This is a genomic window from Paenibacillus aurantiacus, assembly GCF_042431225.1.
Lineage (GTDB): Bacteria > Bacillota > Bacilli > Paenibacillales > Paenibacillaceae > Paenibacillus_Z > Paenibacillus_Z aurantiacus.
Map to the genome: position 1 here is coordinate 394,022 of NZ_JBHMDO010000022.1, position 16,132 is coordinate 410,153.

General features: G+C 61.6%; 16 protein-coding genes. 15 read left to right on the forward strand and 1 reads right to left on the reverse strand.

The window, feature by feature from the left end:
* Positions 1 to 73: 73 nt before the first annotated feature.
* The 12 genes from ACFFSY_RS13290 (at position 74) to ACFFSY_RS13345 (ending at position 11,558) form a co-directional block, all read left to right on the forward strand.
* Positions 74 to 964: a DUF72 domain-containing protein gene (locus ACFFSY_RS13290; protein WP_377494613.1), complete on the forward strand. Its 891-nt coding sequence runs from the start codon at positions 74 to 76 to the stop codon at positions 962 to 964.
* Between the two features lie 152 nt (positions 965 to 1,116).
* Complete coding sequence (locus ACFFSY_RS13295; RefSeq protein ID WP_377494615.1) at positions 1,117 to 1,536, forward strand: RrF2 family transcriptional regulator; 420 nt, start codon at positions 1,117 to 1,119, stop codon at positions 1,534 to 1,536.
* A 106-nt stretch (positions 1,537 to 1,642) separates the two neighbouring features.
* Positions 1,643 to 1,954: a thioredoxin gene (gene trxA / locus ACFFSY_RS13300; RefSeq protein WP_148929530.1), complete on the forward strand. Its 312-nt coding sequence runs from the start codon at positions 1,643 to 1,645 to the stop codon at positions 1,952 to 1,954.
* Positions 1,955 to 2,234: 280 nt separating this feature from the next.
* On the forward strand, positions 2,235 to 3,068 hold the full coding sequence (locus ACFFSY_RS13305) for an alkaline phosphatase family protein (RefSeq protein ID WP_377494617.1): 834 nt from the start codon (positions 2,235 to 2,237) through the stop codon (positions 3,066 to 3,068).
* A gap of 518 nt (positions 3,069 to 3,586) precedes the next feature.
* The gene (locus ACFFSY_RS13310) at positions 3,587 to 4,258 is read left to right on the forward strand and encodes a response regulator transcription factor (RefSeq protein ID WP_377494619.1); all 672 of its coding nucleotides are present in this window, start codon (positions 3,587 to 3,589) and stop codon (positions 4,256 to 4,258) included.
* A complete protein-coding gene (locus ACFFSY_RS13315; protein WP_377494621.1) occupies positions 4,255 to 5,661 on the forward strand; it encodes a sensor histidine kinase in 1,407 nt (468 codons plus the stop codon). Before ACFFSY_RS13310 ends, ACFFSY_RS13315 begins: the two co-directional genes overlap by 4 nt.
* Positions 5,662 to 5,720: 59 nt before the next feature.
* Positions 5,721 to 6,635, forward strand: coding sequence for an ABC transporter ATP-binding protein (locus ACFFSY_RS13320; protein ID WP_377494623.1), 915 nt, complete (start codon positions 5,721 to 5,723; stop codon positions 6,633 to 6,635).
* Positions 6,635 to 7,351, forward strand: a complete 717-nt coding sequence (locus tag ACFFSY_RS13325; protein ID WP_377494625.1) for an ABC transporter permease — start codon at positions 6,635 to 6,637, stop codon at positions 7,349 to 7,351. The genes ACFFSY_RS13320 and ACFFSY_RS13325 overlap by 1 nt, the downstream gene beginning before the upstream one ends.
* 1 nt (position 7,352) lies before the next feature.
* Positions 7,353 to 8,084, forward strand: a complete 732-nt coding sequence (locus tag ACFFSY_RS13330; protein WP_377494627.1) for an ABC transporter permease — start codon at positions 7,353 to 7,355, stop codon at positions 8,082 to 8,084.
* 219 nt (positions 8,085 to 8,303) lie between these two features.
* On the forward strand, positions 8,304 to 9,281 hold the full coding sequence (locus ACFFSY_RS13335; protein WP_377494629.1) for a helix-turn-helix transcriptional regulator: 978 nt from the start codon (positions 8,304 to 8,306) through the stop codon (positions 9,279 to 9,281).
* Between the two features lie 175 nt (positions 9,282 to 9,456).
* Positions 9,457 to 9,957: a DinB family protein gene (locus ACFFSY_RS13340; RefSeq protein ID WP_377494631.1), complete on the forward strand. Its 501-nt coding sequence runs from the start codon at positions 9,457 to 9,459 to the stop codon at positions 9,955 to 9,957.
* A gap of 356 nt (positions 9,958 to 10,313) precedes the next feature.
* Positions 10,314 to 11,558 carry a molybdopterin-dependent oxidoreductase gene (locus tag ACFFSY_RS13345; RefSeq protein ID WP_377494633.1) on the forward strand — a complete coding sequence of 415 codons (1,245 nt, stop codon included), beginning with the start codon at positions 10,314 to 10,316 and terminating at the stop codon, positions 11,556 to 11,558.
* 79 nt (positions 11,559 to 11,637) lie between these two features.
* Here ACFFSY_RS13345 and ACFFSY_RS13350 read toward each other — a convergent pair whose 3' ends face one another.
* A complete protein-coding gene (locus tag ACFFSY_RS13350) occupies positions 11,638 to 11,784 on the reverse strand; it encodes a hypothetical protein (protein ID WP_187434190.1) in 147 nt (48 codons plus the stop codon).
* A 158-nt stretch (positions 11,785 to 11,942) separates the two neighbouring features.
* Between ACFFSY_RS13350 and ychF the strand changes: the two genes are divergently transcribed.
* The 3 genes from ychF to ACFFSY_RS13365 all read left to right on the forward strand — a co-directional run bounded on the left by ychF (position 11,943) and on the right by ACFFSY_RS13365 (position 15,942).
* Positions 11,943 to 13,043, forward strand: coding sequence for a redox-regulated ATPase YchF (gene ychF / locus ACFFSY_RS13355; RefSeq protein WP_377494636.1), 1,101 nt, complete (start codon positions 11,943 to 11,945; stop codon positions 13,041 to 13,043).
* Between the two features lie 339 nt (positions 13,044 to 13,382).
* Positions 13,383 to 14,456 (forward strand): peptide chain release factor 1, encoded by a 1,074-nt coding sequence (gene prfA, locus ACFFSY_RS13360; RefSeq protein WP_377494639.1) that lies wholly within the window; start codon positions 13,383 to 13,385, stop codon positions 14,454 to 14,456.
* Positions 14,457 to 14,760: 304 nt separating this feature from the next.
* Entirely contained in the window at positions 14,761 to 15,942 is a 1,182-nt protein-coding gene (locus ACFFSY_RS13365) for a N5-glutamine methyltransferase family protein (protein ID WP_377494641.1), read from the forward strand.
* Positions 15,943 to 16,132 lie beyond the last annotated feature (190 nt).

Here is a 16,132-nt window from a genome sequence, read left to right on the forward strand (position 1 = left end):
CAGAATGCGGCGAAATGGGTACATCTATTCTAGAATCAACACGCGGCGAACCCGGAGGAGGTGCATCCGCATTATGATACGGATCGGGCTATGCGGATGGGGCGACCATCCGACGCTATATAAAGACGCGAAAGAGAAAAACAAGCTGGCCGCCTACGCGAACTGGTTCCCGGCGGTGGAAGTCGACAGCTCCTTCTATGCCGTACAAGCGCCGAAGCTAGCCGAGAAGTGGGTGTCGGAGACACACGCGGACTTTCGTTTCATCGTCAAAGCCTATCAGGGCATGACCGGTCACGCCCGGGGCGGGGCGAATAGGCCGTTCGAGAGCGAGGAGGCGATGTACAAGGCGTTTCGCGAATCGATCGAGCCGATCCGGGCGGCCGGCAAGCTGGACGCGGTGCTTTTTCAATATCCGCCGTGGTTTGCGTGCACCCGGTTCCACGTGGAAGAGCTGCGGGCGGCCAAGCGCAGAATGGAGGACATTCCATGCGCCCTGGAGTTCCGCAATCAAAGCTGGTATGCGCCCGGTAACCGGGAGCGGACCATCGCGTTCACGAAGCGTGAAGGCTGGATTCATACCGTATGCGACGAGCCGCAAGCCGGCGAAGGTTCTGTGCCGATCGTGGAGGCGGTAACCGACGAGGGGCTGGCGCTCGTCCGGCTGCACGGCCGCAACGTCTCCGGTTGGAATAGCGCGGGACAGCCCAATTGGCGAGATGTTCGGTACTTGTACCGGTACAGCGAACAGGAGCTGACGGAATGGGCGGAGCGCATCGTCAAGCTTGAGCGGGAAGCACGTCAGGTGGTCGTCCTGTTCAACAACAATTCCGGCGGGGATGCCGCGGACAATGGGCTTGAGCTGATGCGTATGCTGGGCCAGACGCCGCCGCGCGGGAGCTTCGAGCGTCCTGCCGATCCGCAGCCGGAACCTGTTGAACAGCTCGATCTGTTTGATTTGACGTGAGCGTGGTAAGGTAAGGTAGGCTTGTTGCAAACCGATCAGCTGGCGTGCCATGAATAGGCGAAACAAGCTTTCCGTACAATAAGGAAGACCCGCGTTGACAAACTCAACTGTAACTGATATTATTACAGTATAAAGCGGGGTGGCCGTAGCAGATGAACAGCGAATTTACGATAGCCGTGCACAGTCTTGTTTATTTGGCTTATTTGCCGGAGCGGATGGCGCCGAGTGAAGTGATTGCCGAGAACGTGGCGACGAACCCGGCGCGCATTCGCAAGGTGATGAGCCATCTGCGCAAGGGCGGGTACGTCGATACGCGCGAAGGCGCGGGCGGCGGATACCGGCTGACGCTTGATCCCGCTGTTGTTTCGCTGGCCGATATTTACCGGCTGATGGCGCAGGGCTCCGTTATCCCGAGCTGGTGCTCGGGCGATCCGGATTCCGATTGCGTGGTCGGTTCGAATATGCGTTCGGTCATGGATGGCATATTTTGCACGGCGGAGAAGCAGCTTGAGAGTTATTTCGGCGGCATTACGATCGCGGACGTGCTTGGGCGGATCAAAGTGTGCAAGTAATGTTTTTTCGGCAGGGCGGGTTCCTTCGACTTGACCGCCAGCTTGGCGCGAAGAAGGTTCCCTGTTTATACAAGAACCCCATATTCGTTGGAGAGGATGATTGACAATGGCAGTAGCATTGACAAAAGATACGTTCAACCAAAGCATCGAGAGCGGCGTAACGCTCGTAGACTTCTGGGCGCCATGGTGCGGTCCTTGCAAAATGCAGCTCCCGATCGTAGAAGAGCTGTCCACTGAACTGTCCGGCACGGCGACGATCGCAAAAATCAACGTCGACGAAGAGCCTGAGCTCGCTTCCCAATTCGGCGTTATGAGCATTCCGACGCTGATCCTGTTCAAAGACGGCCAGCCGGTCGACAAAATGGTCGGTCTGCAGTCGAAAGACTCCCTGAAAAACAAAATCCAAGGCCAACTGTAAGAAGGTCTTGATCGCCAAACGGACGGCTGCCGTTCGTTTTGGTCCGAACCCGATGGGGCATATGCTCCGTCGGGTTTTTGCGTTCGGCGGGCGTTTCGCGGGAGGCGGGAGAGGCTCACGCCGACACGAGCCGAACGCTGCCGGTCGCGCTGGCGGGCGTTTGGTCCATTCGTGAGGCCGGCGTAAAATACATTGACCGTGTTGTTTGATTGCGTTATATTCTATTAAAACCACATAAATAGTCATTATTCAAAGTAAATGGTCAATGGAGGCGTCGCGAATGGGAAAGACGATCGTGCTGGTGCTGGATGGGCTGCGCTATGATGTCATGCGGTCATCGATGGGGTATTTGAATCATTTGGTAGAGAAAGGGCAGGCAGCGGTCTATAAGGTCAAATCCGAGCTGCCCAGCCTGTCGCGGCCGCTCTATGAGGTGCTGCTGACCGGCACGCCTGCGCACGTGAACGGGATCGTCTCGAATGCTGTCGCACGTCTATCGAATCAGGAAAGTTTGTTCCATCTTGCGCGGCAACGCGGGCTGACGACGGCGGCCGCTGCCTACCACTGGGTCAGCGAGTTGTATCAGAAAGCGCCTTTTGAGGCGTCCGACCGCATTCAGCTGAATACGGACAGGCCGATTCAGCACGGCATGTTTTATTACGACGACCGGTATCCGGATTCGCATTTGATCGCGGACGCGGAATTTTTAAGGACGTCGTTCGATCCGGATTTGCTGTATATCCATACGATGAACGTCGACGACGCCGGGCACAAATTCACGTCGGATTCGCCGCAGTACCGCGGGGAGGCGCTTCGTCTGGATGGGACGCTGGCGATGGTGCTGCCGGCATGGATCGCGGCGGGCTACAACATCGTCATTACGGCCGACCATGGCATGAACGCGGACGGACATCACGGCGGAACGGGCGAGGCGGAGCGCGATGTTGGCTTGATCGGCATTGGCGAGGCGTTTATACCGGGCGAATATACCGACCATTACGTGCCGCAGCTGGCGGTCGCGCCGCTGATTTGCCGATTGCTCGACATGCCGCCGTCGTCGGCCATGACGAACGTCTCCTTCCCGGGGCTGCGGGTGGAAACGCCAGCGAGATAGTTGTTATTGCGCGGCGCAGGACAGGATTATTTCCCGGAAAATGATGAGTCGTGTCGATCGTGGGACGAGCTGCGTTATTTCAAGGGATGAGGGAAAGTTGCATAGGGTTGAGCCGTATCGCCAAGGGGGGATGCGGCTCATTTATTTGCTTGCATGGGGACGGCCAATGCGAGTGAGATAAAGGCTAACAGTTGGAGTTGCCAGGGAAGGCGGCGTGTTGGCGAGCTAGAGCGTTATAACGGGACACGAGGCGAGGAAAGTCGCGCGATTGTGATTGGAGTGTCGATAGCGAGCGCGCGGGGCGGCGGAAGTCATGCGATAGTGACTTGAGGATCGTTAATGGGTGCGCTGGGTGGAAGGGCGCGTGATGATGCTAGCTGCCCGGCGGCCATCCCTCTTTTTTAAACGAAATTTAACTTCCCATTCGCCCGGCGATTTCCTATGATGAGGGCACGATAAGGCTGACCCGGCGAGCCGGTCTTCCTTCTACTTCATATGAAAAGCTGGTGATGCGCGACATGCGAAGCGTGCTCTATATAGAAGACGATCTCGAAATCGGACGCTGGACGAAAGGCGATTTGGAAACGCGCGGTTATCAGGTGACGTGGCTCACGTCGGGCGAAGGCGCGGCGGAGCAGGTGCGCGAGGCGGATATTGTGGTGCTCGACGTCATGCTCCCGGGACTCGACGGCTTCACGGTCGGGCAGCGGCTGAAGCGAGAGGCGCCAGACGTGCCGATTCTGATGCTGTCCGCTCGCAGTTCGGTCGACGACAAGCTGCAGGGGCTGCAGTTCGCCGACGATTATTTGACGAAGCCGTTCCATCCGGAGGAGCTGGCCGCGAGGCTCGAGGTGCTGCTGCGCCGCTTCGGCCGGGACGAGGAGCGCGATATCCGCATCGGCCATCTGGCGATCGATCCCGCTCAGCCGTCGGTAGTCGATACCCGCAGCGGGGAGGAGATCGCGCTGACCGCCAAGCAGCTGCAAATTCTGCTGTATTTCCTCAAGCACCCGAACCAGATCGTTACGAAAGAGCAAATCTACGAGGCCGTATGGGGCGAGCCGTATATCGAAGGCGACAAAACGGTCATGGTGCACATCCGCTACCTGCGGGAGAAAATCGAGATCGATCCCGGCGCGCCGATGATCATTGAGACGATTCGCGGCTTGGGCTACCGGGTGAAGCGATGAAGATCTTCCGCTTCTTCAAGCTCAAGGATTCGCTTCTCTCCAAATACGTGCTCATCATTCTATGCGCGATGATTCTGCTGCCTATGATGCTGCCGGTCGTCTCGCTTCTGACCTATTTGCCGCTGCAGTGGCGGGAGCGCGTCGGGATCGCGGACGAGCGCTACCGGGACGCCCAAGGGATGGAGAAGATGTGGCATGCGGAAGCCGCAAAGCTGGGCGGCGCGAGCGAGCCCGCCATCGCGGCCGCCCTGCGCGATATTCAGGCGCGCTATCCGAAGGCGGCGGTCTTCCGCGTCGACGCGCAGGGGCGAACCGGGTTTCAGCTCCCCGAGAACCCGGATCGCCCGGACGTGTGGACGACGGCCTATACGGTTGCATTCATGAAAGAGCGCTTCTACGGCGATCCGTATACGATCATCGCGTTCGTCGGAGAGGGACAGGATCAGGGCTTCATCGGCTTCGAGCTGCCGCGAAGCGCGATGCTGCCGAGCGGAGCAGCTTCGCCGTACGGGTCGGCCTGGATCGGCCTCTCGGTCGTGCTCGGCGGCGCCATGCTCATCTTGGCGCTATTCCTCTTCATCTCGCTGCTCTTCTTCTCCCGCATTCGGCGGCGGCTCGTGCGGCTGCAAGCGGCGATGACGGATCCGGCGGCGGCGGGCGGCATTCCCGCGCAGGTCGTCGTGCTGAATGGCGACGAGATCGGCCGGCTGGAGCAGGCGTTCAACGACATGGTCGCGAAGCTGGCGGCGAGCCGTGCCCGCGAGGCCGAGGAGGATGCGCTGCGCCGTGAACTCATCGCGAAGCTGTCGCACGATCTTCGCACGCCGCTGACGGCGATCCGAAGTCATGCGTATAGCTTGCAGGCCGAGCAGCTGAGCGAACGCGGCGCGGAGTCCGTTGCTTTCATCGAGAGCAAGACCGGGTACCTGGGCCAGCTGATCGAGAATCTGTTCTCGTATTCCCTGCTCTCCGCGGGCAAATATCCGTACCGTCCGGAGCGAGTCGATATCGTTCGGCTGGCGCGCACCTTCTTCATTGGCTGGTACCCGGTGTTCGAGCAGGCGGGCTTCGAGATCGACTTGGAGCTGCCGGAAGAAACTATCTACTGGAAGATCGACCCGCAGTGGCTCGGGCGCGTGCTCGATAATTACTGCCAGAACGCGCTGCGCCATGCCCGCAGCGGGCGGTACGTCCGGTTCGCGCTTCATCCGGAGGCCGGGGGCCGCCTCGTCATCGAAGACCATGGTCCGGGGATGAGCGGCAGCTCGCCCGAGCGGGGCGCGGGCCTCGGGTTGTCTATCGCCGCGCTAATGTTGAAGGAGATGGAGCTGCGGAGCGACGTGCGCACTGGAGAGACAGGCACGTGCATCACGATCGCGCCGCATTTTTTAAACGAAGCTTAAACGGGGCGGGCATGTTCCTTTAACCTAGCTTCGCTATGATGAATAGCGAGGTGAAGAACATGAACGAATGGATATTGCAAACGAACGGGCTGACGAAAAAGCTGGGCGGCAAAGCCGTCGTGAACGACGTCAGCATGCGCATCCGGCAGGGCGACATATATGGCTTCTTAGGTCCGAACGGCGCGGGCAAAACGACGACGATCCGCATGCTGCTCGGCTTGGCGAAGCCGACGCAAGGGAGCGTGCACATATTCGGCAAGGAATTGAAGCGGGAGCGGATGGCGATCCTGCGCAAGGTCGGCTCGCTGGTGGAATACCCGTCGTATTACGGACATTTGACCGCGTACGATAATCTGGAGGCGCTTCGCCGCATCCTGGACGTGCCGAGACAGCGGATCGACGAGGTGCTCGCGATCGTCCGACTGACGAAGGAAGCGCGTCGGGCGGTGAAAGGCTACTCGCTCGGCATGAAGCAGCGGCTGGGGATCGCCGCCGCGCTGCTCGGGCAGCCGGACCTGCTCATTCTCGATGAACCGACGAACGGCTTGGACCCGGCGGGCATACTCGAGATCCGCGAGCTGATCAAAAGCATGCCTCAGGCGCATGGCGTCACGATTCTCGTCTCCAGCCACCTGCTGTCCGAGATCGATCAGATGGCGAGCCGCGTCGGCATTATCGCGAAGGGGCGGATGATATTCCAGGACGAGATCGGCATGCTTCGCCAGCGGTCGCAAGCCCGCATCCGCTTCAGCGTCAGCGAGCCGGAGTCGGCGTGGAAGCTGCTGCTGGCGAGCGGCTATCATGCCGATTGGGACCGCAGCCAGTTAAGCGCGGAAGCTGGCGACGACCGCGCGGTGGCAGCCATGGTGGCCAAGCTGGTGGAACATGACTTCGCGGTGTACCGGGTGGAAGAGGAGAGCGCGTCGCTGGAGCGCATCTTCCTGGACATGACCGGCGGGGAGGGGAGTCTCTGATGCTCGCGCGCATCCTCTCCGCGGAGTTCCTGAAGATCCGCGGCAAAATGCTCTGGTTCCTCGCGGTGCTCGGCCCGCTTGGCGTGGTGGGGCTGCAGGGATTGAACTACGGCCTCCGCTACGATTATCTGATGAATTTGTACAAAGACGATCTGTGGGGCGGGCTGATTAGCGACGTGAGCATCCTCACGCTGCCGACCCTATTCATCGGCCTTGCGATTCTCGCGTCGATGGCGGCGGGGATCGAGCACCAGACGAATGCGTGGAAGCAGACGCTGGCGCTGCCGGTGCCGAAGACCGCCGTGTTCGCGGCGAAGGCGCTGCTCAACGTCCTGCTGCTCTTCGTCTCCAGCACCTTGCTCCTCGTCATGACGATCGCGCTCGGGGCAGTGCTTGGGTTCGATCTGGCCAATATCCCTTACCAGGACATGCTGCAGACATTCTACTATCCGTTCGTCGCCGCCCTGCCCTTCATGGTGCTCCAGGTGTGGCTCAGCGTGACGCTGGCGAACCAGGCGGTGCCGCTGACGGTCGGCATTATCGGCATGATCGTGGCGATGTTCGGCACGCGCTTCGACGATTGGGTGCCCTACAAATGGCCGCATCTGCTCAACGCCGCCGGCGAGCCGCTCTATTCCGTCTTGGCCGGCGCGGCGCTCGGCGTCGTGCTGCTGCTCGCCGGGATGGCGCAGTTCGCCCGAAAGGACGTGAGCTAGCATGATACGGTTATTGCGATCGGAATGGATGAAGCTAAGAAGAACGATCATTTGGGTCGTGGCGGCGGCGAGTCCGCTGCTCGCCGGCGTGGTCGGCTATGCCGGCACGAGAGGACCGGATGGCGAAGGCGCGGAATGGATGACCGCGCTGGCCTTGATGGCTGCGCTGCATGCGTTGCTGTTCTTGCCGCTGCTCACGGGCATATACGCGGCGCTGCTGTGCCGCTTCGAGCACGCGGGCGGCGGCTGGAAGCAGCTGCTGGCGCTGCCGGCGTCGCGCACGCAGCTGTTCGCGGTCAAGTATATGTACGTCATGTTCCTGCTGCTGCTGACGCAGCTGCTCTTCCTGGCGGCGCTGCTGGGCGTCGGCGCGGCGCTGGGCTTCCCGGGTCCGGTGCCGTGGCTAGCGATCCTCCGCTCGGTCGGCGGCGGCTGGGTGGCGTGCCTGCCGCTGGCGGCGCTGCAGCTCGGCGTCTCGACCGCGCTGCCGAGCTTCGCCGCGCCGCTGGCGGTCAACGTCGTGCTGACGATGCCGAACCTGCTCGTCATGAACTCCTCGACCTACGGCCCGTATTATCCATGGGCGCAGCCGCTGCTGGCGATGATCCCGATGGAGGACCACGGCATGGCGGCGATCAACTTGTCGCCGACGACGTTGTTCGGCGTCATTCTGGGCAGCTTCGTCGTATTTCTGACAGCGGGCTGGGCTTACTTTATGCGCAAGCCGGTTTGAGGGCGAGGGGCGGATTGCCTTCTAGAATGGCGGGTGGCCCAGAGGGCGCCATTCTAGAAGGCAGGGAAGGCACGAGCGCGGCACGACGGGCGCAGCGTGCCTTTTTTCGCATCCAGACTTTTCGCTCGACGGCATCCTACCGTTACGACAAGTCTTGCCCTTCGCTCCCTGCTTTGGTAAGGTCAGGGCAGAGAAGTCACGATGAAGGAGGAAGCGGGCATGAAGCTGGACCGTCTGCTGGCCATCACCATGCTGCTGATGAATCGCCGCAGAGTGAGCGCCAAGGAGCTGTCGGAGCGGTTCGAAGTATCGCTGCGCACGGTCTACCGGGATTTGGAGACGATCAATCAGGCGGGGATTCCGGTCATCTCGTACGCGGGAGCGTCTGGCGGCTATGAAATTATGGACCAGTACCGGCTCGAACGGCAGTTCCTGTCGATGGAGGAGCTGCAGTCGATCATTATCGCCCTGCGAGGCATCCGCTCGTCGATGGAGGAGCAGGATATTTCGTCTCTGCTGGACAAGGTCGGGGCGCTCGTAGCCAAGTCGGAGCGTGGCGCCGCGGGACTCATGAGCGAGCAGGTCGTCATCGACATGAATCCGTGGCAGGGCGGGGCAGCAGTGAAGGAGCTGCTGGCGAGGCTCAAGGAAGCGATCCGGGAGACGCGGGTGCTCCGGTTCGTCTACACGAGCGGGCGCGGGGAAGAGTCGGAGCGGATCTGCGAACCGCTCGGCGTCGTGCTCAAGGGCTACTCCTGGTATTTGTACGGCTACTGTCGGCTGCGGCAAGATTACCGTATTTTCAGGCTGAGCCGGATCGAACGGCTGACGATGCTCGAGCAGCGCTTTGAACGCCGCGAGTCGGTGCCAGCGGAGATTACGTACGACCGGATCGGAACCGGCGGCGAACCGGAGCCGCATATTAACCTGCTGCTTCGCTACCAGCCGAGAGCCAAGGCGAGGGTGATGGATTATTACGAACCGGACCAAATCACGGTCGAGCCCGAGGGCACGCTGCTCGTCGCCGCGACCCAGCCGGAGGAGCCATGGCTGTACGGCATGCTGCTGGCAAGCGGGACGGACGTGCAAGTACTGGAGCCGGATCATGTGGCCAGGGAGCTTGCGGCTCGCGCGCGGGCGATCGTGTCGCTCTACGAGCGGGATTCCAAGCTGGCGGAGTCAAAGGGGAAGACATAGGGGAGAGACAGCGGGCAATATGTTGTACAGCCGCTTGCGTAGTGTGTCTGGTTGCGAAATTTGTGAGGACAGGCTCGAAACGCTGCCATACTGTTGTCAGTTGTAGTTGGGTATGCTTTTGTCGTGTAGGCGATAGTCGCCGCAACTACGGGCAATAGCGGGGAGGAATTTCCTTATGTTTACTTCAATCGCAAGTTTCGAGGCCGGCTGGATTCACGAATCGAAAGCGACGCAGCGGGTCATGGACGCGCTGACCGACGATTCGCTGGGTCAAGCGGTCACGCCGCTGAACCGAACGCTCGGCCAATTGGCTTGGCATATCGCGTCGACGCAGCACGAGATGCTCACCCGCACGGGGCTGGAATTCCCGGCAGCTTGTCACGGGGAGAAGGCGCCGGCCTCGGCGAAGGCGATCGCCGATGCTTACCGCGTGTCGAGCGCGGCGCTGCTGGATGCGATCAAAGCGCAATGGAACGATGATAAGCTGCATGAGACGGCCGACATGTACGGCGACCAATGGCGGAACGGCATGACGCTTCACATCCTCATCATGCACGAGGTGCATCACCGCGGGCAAATGACGGTGCTGATGCGGCAGGCGGGGCTGCGCGTGCCGGATCTGTACGGCCCGACGCGCGAGGACTGGATCGAGTGGGGCCAGGAGCCGGCGCTGTAGTCCAGTAAGGTAACCATGGAGCATGCGGCGAAGAGGCCGGGCAAGCGAGCCCGGCTTTTTGGCGTGCTTGGCGGCGCGTTCGAGAGGCTCGGCGCGTTCGGATGCATAGTGTATCGTCGGCGAGTCCGAGACGGCTCGCTGTGACAGGTTTTTCGGCAATGACTAGGATCAACGGCGACGAGCCATTCGGCGGAGCTAAGCTCCGCCGTACGTCGACCGCAGCGAGTCCCGCTTCTGTCGCCCCGCAACTGGACATTTACCGCGCGGTTAATTCATTTTCGGCGATCCGTTTATCTTTTGGTTTGCGTCTACTTATAATAGATGTAATAGCTGGGGAGAGGGAGGCGGAATATACGGTGGGGAACTGGCTCGCGGGGATTCGAAAAGGGTACGGGCGCAAGCTTGCGCGGCTGCACGCCTGGAACGGCTGGCTCGTCGTGCTGCTCGCGCTGAGCGGCCTGGTTTTGTTCGGCGGCTTCTGGCGCGGCGTGCTGGGCGAAGGGCGTGTATGGGTGCGCTGGCTGCACATTGGAGCGGGGATCGCTTCGCTTGCGCCGGTGCTCTACTACTTGCTGCTGGCGGGCAAGCATTGGAAGCAGCTGCGGGGCAAATTCGCCCAGAAGGCGAACGTCATCGTCGTGCTGGCGCTGCTGCTGGGCTGGCTGATGTCGGGCCTTGCGTTATGGCAGTTCCGCCTCGTCGGCCCATTCTGGTCGAACGCGGCGCTGGCCGTGCACGATCTGCTGACGTGGATCGGACTGCCGTATATCATCTACCATTCGATTACGCGGACCAAGTGGCTGAAGGAGCCACACCGGCGAACAGTCAAAATCGATGGCGGCGCGGCTCCGGCGAGCGCGGGACTCCACCCCGCTGCCGGGCCGCAGGCGCTCCTGACGCGGCGCGCGTTCATCCGGACGGCGATCGGCGCCGGGCTCGCGATCACGCTCGGCCCTTCGTTCCTCCGCTGGGCGGGCGGCATCCTCGGCTCCGGCGCCGCCAATACGGAGGAGCTGATCCGCAAGGACGCGAACCGGCTGTCGCCGGCGCCGCAGCCGCTCCCCGATTCGCTCACGCCGATCGGAGGCGGGAGCAAGGGCAGCTTCCGCGTCTACACGGTGACGCCGATCCCTTCCTTCGACAACGCGACGTGGTCGCTCGTCGTCGATGGGCTGGTCGACAAGCCGCTCGCCTGGAATTGGGAGCGATTCGTCCAGCTGAAGCGGACGGTGCAGGTGAGCGATTTTCACTGCGTGACGGGCTGGTCGGTCTATTCCAATACGTGGGAGGGCATTCCGCTGAAGGAGCTGCTCCGCCTAGCCGGCGTAAGGTCTTCCGCGCGCACCGTCAAGCTGTATTCCGGCGATGGCGTATACACAGACTCCTTGACGCTTGAGCAGGCTGCGATGGACGACGTGATGGTGGCGGTGCTGCACGACGGCAAGCCGATTCCGAGCGACCTTGGCGGACCGGTGCGGCTGATCGTGCCGAAGATGTACGCGTACAAATCGGTCAAGTGGCTGAACCGCATCGAGCTGATCGACACCGATCATACCGGCTATTGGGAAGAGCGGGGGTATGCGAAGGACGCTTGGGTGTAGCGGCAGCGTTGTTAACGGGAAAAGCGAAAAACCTCCAACGCTCGTACACGGTACGGGATTGGAGGTTTTTGGCGCATAGTTATTTATCGGTTTTGTTCTTCGTCGTTTGGAAGTTCGTCACGGACTTGGCGTCTTCGATCGTGTCGTTCACGAATGCCATGTCCTGATTTTTGGCGGTCATGTTCGTGGTGCCTTTATAATTGCCGGCATGCGTTTTGTTCTCCATGCTCTCACCTCCCGTAGTCTTGGCAGCGATAGTATGTCCGGAGCGCATGCCGGACATTCGCCCGCATGACTCCCAGGCGCCCGTGCGCCTTTCCATCGCAGGCCGCTTCGGGTATAATGTCCAAAGAACTGTATTTCGTGAGCTGAGGTGTCTATATAATGGGTTTGAAAGCAGGTATCGTCGGACTGCCGAACGTCGGCAAATCCACGTTGTTTAACGCAATTACGCAGGCGGGCGCGGAGTCCGCGAACTATCCGTTCTGCACGATCGATCCGAACGTCGGGGTCGTCGAAGTGCCGGATCCGCGTTTGGACAAACTGACCGAGATGGTAACGCCGAACCGCACCGTGCCGACGGCGTTCGAATTCATCGATATCGCCGGCATCGTGAAAGGCGCGAGCAAAGGCGAAGGCTTGGGCAACAAATTCCTCGCCCACATCCGCGAAGTGGACGCGATCGTGCAGGTCGTGCGCTGCTTCCAGGACGAGAACATTACCCACGTGGCGGGCAAAGTCGATCCGATCTCGGATATTCAGACGATCAATCTCGAGCTGATTCTGGCCGACGTGGAATCGGTCGAGAAGCGTATTGACCGCAGCCGCAAGAACATGAAGGGCGGCGACAAGAAATACGCGCAAGAGGTCGAAGTGCTTGAGCGGATTAAAGAAGCGCTGTACAACGACCAGCCGGCGCGCAGCGTCGAGCTGACCGACGACGAGAAGCTGCTCGTGCGCGAGCTGCACCTGCTGACGATGAAGCCGATTCTGTACGCGGCGAACGTGAGCGAGAGCGAGGCGGCGAATGCCGACGAGAACCCGTTCGTGAAGCTCGTGCGCGAGTACGCGGCAACCGAAGGCGCGGAAGTCGTGCCGATCAGCGCAAAGGTGGAGTCGGAGATCGCGGAGCTTGAAGGCGAAGACAAGGAGATGTTCCTTGAAGAGCTCGGCCTGGAAGAGTCCGGCCTGAACCGTCTCATCCGCGCGGCTTACAAGCTGCTCGGCCTGTACACGTACTTCACGGCGGGCGTGCAGGAAGTGCGCGCATGGACGATCCGTCAAGGGATGAAGGCGCCGCAGGCGGCAGGCGTCATCCACACCGATTTCGAACGCGGCTTCATTCGCGCCGAAGTCGTGGCGTATGACGATCTGGTTGCGGCCGGTTCCATGAACGCGGCGAAGGAGAAAGGCCAGCTCCGCCTCGAAGGCAAGGAGTATGTCGTGCAAGATGGCGACGTCATGCACTTCCGTTTCAACGTTTAGCCGAAGGAAGGACCCGGGATGCCGGGTCCTTCGGCGTGTGTGCGGACAAGGATGGCGCCGTGTATATATGGCGTGCGAACGGAGCAGGCTTGGAGCGAGCCGATAGTATGCGGCGTTGGACGCCGTGACGGCCAGCGATCCGATCCGATTCGGGCGTGCGAGAGCGTGGTGCACGTTCACGTGGCGCGGGGGTTGGTAGCGCGATGGATTTTATTACTCGCATGCCTTCCTAATGAGGGCTCAAGCGCCCAGAATTCGCACATTTATGGAGCGGGCTGCGTTATGTTATACTATTAGATACGACACTAACGAAATTATACGATTTAGGGGTGAATGCACGTGTTAGACCGTTTGCAAGCAGTCGCCGACCGGTACGAGAAATTGAGCGAGCTGTTGTGCGATCCCGATATAGCGAGCGATCCGAAGCGTCTGCGCGACTTCTCGAAAGAGCAGTCCGATCTGCAGCCTTCGTACGAGGCGTACACGGAATACAAGCAAGTGCTCGAGCAGCTGAACGATGCCAAGGTCATGCAGGGCGAGAAGCTGGACGACGAGATGCGCGAGATGGTGAAGATGGAGATCGACGAGCTGACTACGCGCAAAGACGAGCTCGAAGAGCATATCCGCGTGCTCATGCTGCCGAAGGATCCGAATGACGACAAGAACGTCATCGTCGAGATTCGCGGCGCGGCGGGCGGCGACGAAGCGGCCTTGTTCGCTTACGAGCTGTACCGGATGTATTCCAAGTTCGCCGACTCCCAAGGCTGGCGCGTCGAGCTCATGGAGTTCAGCGAGAGCGACCTGGGCGGCTTCAAGGAAGTTATTTTCATGGTTGCCGGCAAGGGCGCGTACAGCAAGCTGAAGTTCGAGAGCGGCGCGCACCGCGTACAGCGGATTCCGGTGACGGAATCCGGCGGCCGCATCCATACGTCCACATCGACAGTAGCGGTTATGCCGGAGGTCGAAGAGGTGGAAGTCGAGATCCTCGACAAAGACATCCGTATCGACACGTTCTGCTCGAGCGGCGCCGGCGGACAATCCGTCAACACGACGAAGTCCGCGGTTCGCGTGCTTCACGTGCCGACGGGCATTATGGCGACGTGCCAGGACGGCAAATCGCAGAACGAGAACAAAGCGAAGGCGCTGCAAGTCTTGCGCGCGCGCATCTATGACATCCGCCGCCAAGAGGAAGAGGCGAAATACGCGGGCGAGCGCAAGAGCAAAGTCGGCACGGGCGACCGCAGCGAGCGGATCCGCACGTACAACTTCCCGCAAAGCCGCGTTACCGATCACCGCATCGGCCTTACGCTCCACAAGCTGGATTCGGTCATGAACGGCGACTTGGACGAAGTGATCAATGCGCTGACGCTGACCGCGCAGACGGAATTGCTGGAGAAAGAAAACCTCGCGTAAGACAATGGAAGGCTGCCGTCCCGAAGAGGGCGGCAGCTTTTGTTTTGGCGCGGCGCGGGCGATGAGTTGGACCGCCGGTGTGTGACGTGTGACCGCGCACCGCGTGACCACAATGCAAAGCCTTTCGATGCCCGCGATCGGCGCTGGAAGGCGCGAGCGGTGCGGAACAAGAAGGGGCGATCTAAGCGACATTGAAATCGGGCCTCCCCGCGCCAGTCTTGCGCGGAAGAGTCGGTTAGGGTTTGGCGGTTGGAAGAGGGCGAGATCGATACATAGCCGAAAGGCGGAAGGATGTGCGGTGGACATGACGACTACGGGATCGACGGGGTACGGAGGCGGAAGCGCCCCGAATGAAACGATCGGCGCGCGGATCGTCGCGGCTGTGCGGCTGCTGGCGGAGCAGGGCATCGGCGAGCCGCGCGAGAACGCGGAACGGCTCATGATGCATCTGCTTGGCGCAGACCGCGCCCGGCTGCTGATGGATTGGGGCGAGCCGCTGCCGGCGGACAGCGCCGAAGCTTGGCGGGCGCTCGTGGCGCGCAAGGCGGCAGGCGAACCGCTGCAGTATATCGTCGGCGAGCAGTGGTTCTATGGCTTGCCGTATGCGGTGACGCCAGCGGTGCTCATTCCTCGCCCGGAGACGGAGCTGCTCGTCGAGGCGGTGCTGGAAGCCGCCGATCGGCTATGGCCGGGGGCTGCGGAGGCAGATGCCGCGCTGACTGGGCCGGCAGCCGATTCGCCGGTCGCCGCCGTCAACGGAGCGGCGGCGGAGAAGGCGGCCAGCCCGGCGGCGCGGGGGACGGCCGCCGGGCTGGGGGCGCATGGCGCCCTTGAAGCGGCCGCGGCGCCGGATCTGGCGGGCGCGGCGCAGGAAGCCGCGTCCGGCGCAGGGGAAGCGGCGCCGGGCAGCTTCGCTCGCGGCGCGGTGCCGACGGTGCTGGACGTCGGCACCGGCAGCGGCGCCATCGCCGTGACGCTGGCAGCGCTGCGTCCGGCGTGGCGGGTGTTCGCGTCCGACCTGTCGCCGGACGCGCTAGAAGTCGCCCGCGCGAACGCGGCGCGCCACGGCGCGGCGCCGCGCATGCGCTTCGCGCAGGGCGACCTGCTCGCGCCGTTCCTGGCGCGGCGCGAGGAAGAGGCGGGCGCAGCCGGCGGCGACGGGCTCGCCGGCCTGCGGATCGACGTCCTCGTGTCCAACCCGCCGTATATCCCGGCGCGGGACATCGAGGACTTACAGACGGAAGTGCGCGACTACGAGCCGCGCCTGGCGCTCGATGGCGGCGAGGACGGGTTGAATCCGTACCGCGCGATCGTGGCGCAGCTGCCCAAGCTGGCGGCGCTGCCGCGGATCGTAGCCTTCGAACTGGGGATGGGGCAGGCGGACGCGGTCGCGGACATGCTTCGCGGGTTGGGCGCCTGGTCGGATATTCGCATCATCCGGGATTATGGCGGCATTGACCGCCATGTCATTGCCGTCGCCCCTTAATTTGACTTCCTGGTATGCCGCTCCCCGCCTCTTTGCGAAGACGCGGGGGCGGCTTTTTTTGTTTCGTTTTCGTTGTTGTTTCGTTTTCGCTGTGGTTAACCCTCGCATGGCGGCTTGTTCCCGTCCGCTGTTCGAGGTCCCCTTTTGCGCCGCGTCGCGTTCTCCTTCAACTTTCCCTCCGCCGATTTTC

What these genes read in the sequence shown, in the direction of transcription:
- ACFFSY_RS13290 (WP_377494613.1), top strand. Translation starts at nt 74, where the DNA reads ATGATACGGATCGGGCTATGCGGATGGGGCGACCATCCGACGCTATAT.
- ACFFSY_RS13295 (WP_377494615.1), top strand. Translation starts at nt 1,117, where the DNA reads ATGAACAGCGAATTTACGATAGCCGTGCACAGTCTTGTTTATTTGGCT.
- trxA (WP_148929530.1), top strand. Translation starts at nt 1,643, where the DNA reads ATGGCAGTAGCATTGACAAAAGATACGTTCAACCAAAGCATCGAGAGC.
- ACFFSY_RS13305 (WP_377494617.1), top strand. Translation starts at nt 2,235, where the DNA reads ATGGGAAAGACGATCGTGCTGGTGCTGGATGGGCTGCGCTATGATGTC.
- ACFFSY_RS13310 (WP_377494619.1), top strand. Translation starts at nt 3,587, where the DNA reads ATGCGAAGCGTGCTCTATATAGAAGACGATCTCGAAATCGGACGCTGG.
- ACFFSY_RS13315 (WP_377494621.1), top strand. Translation starts at nt 4,255, where the DNA reads ATGAAGATCTTCCGCTTCTTCAAGCTCAAGGATTCGCTTCTCTCCAAA.
- ACFFSY_RS13320 (WP_377494623.1), top strand. Translation starts at nt 5,721, where the DNA reads ATGAACGAATGGATATTGCAAACGAACGGGCTGACGAAAAAGCTGGGC.
- ACFFSY_RS13325 (WP_377494625.1), top strand. Translation starts at nt 6,635, where the DNA reads ATGCTCGCGCGCATCCTCTCCGCGGAGTTCCTGAAGATCCGCGGCAAA.
- ACFFSY_RS13330 (WP_377494627.1), top strand. Translation starts at nt 7,353, where the DNA reads ATGATACGGTTATTGCGATCGGAATGGATGAAGCTAAGAAGAACGATC.
- ACFFSY_RS13335 (WP_377494629.1), top strand. Translation starts at nt 8,304, where the DNA reads ATGAAGCTGGACCGTCTGCTGGCCATCACCATGCTGCTGATGAATCGC.
- ACFFSY_RS13340 (WP_377494631.1), top strand. Translation starts at nt 9,457, where the DNA reads ATGTTTACTTCAATCGCAAGTTTCGAGGCCGGCTGGATTCACGAATCG.
- ACFFSY_RS13350 (WP_187434190.1), bottom strand. Translation starts at nt 11,784, where the DNA reads ATGGAGAACAAAACGCATGCCGGCAATTATAAAGGCACCACGAACATG.
- ychF (WP_377494636.1), top strand. Translation starts at nt 11,943, where the DNA reads ATGGGTTTGAAAGCAGGTATCGTCGGACTGCCGAACGTCGGCAAATCC.
- ACFFSY_RS13365 (WP_377494641.1), top strand. Translation starts at nt 14,761, where the DNA reads ATGACGACTACGGGATCGACGGGGTACGGAGGCGGAAGCGCCCCGAAT.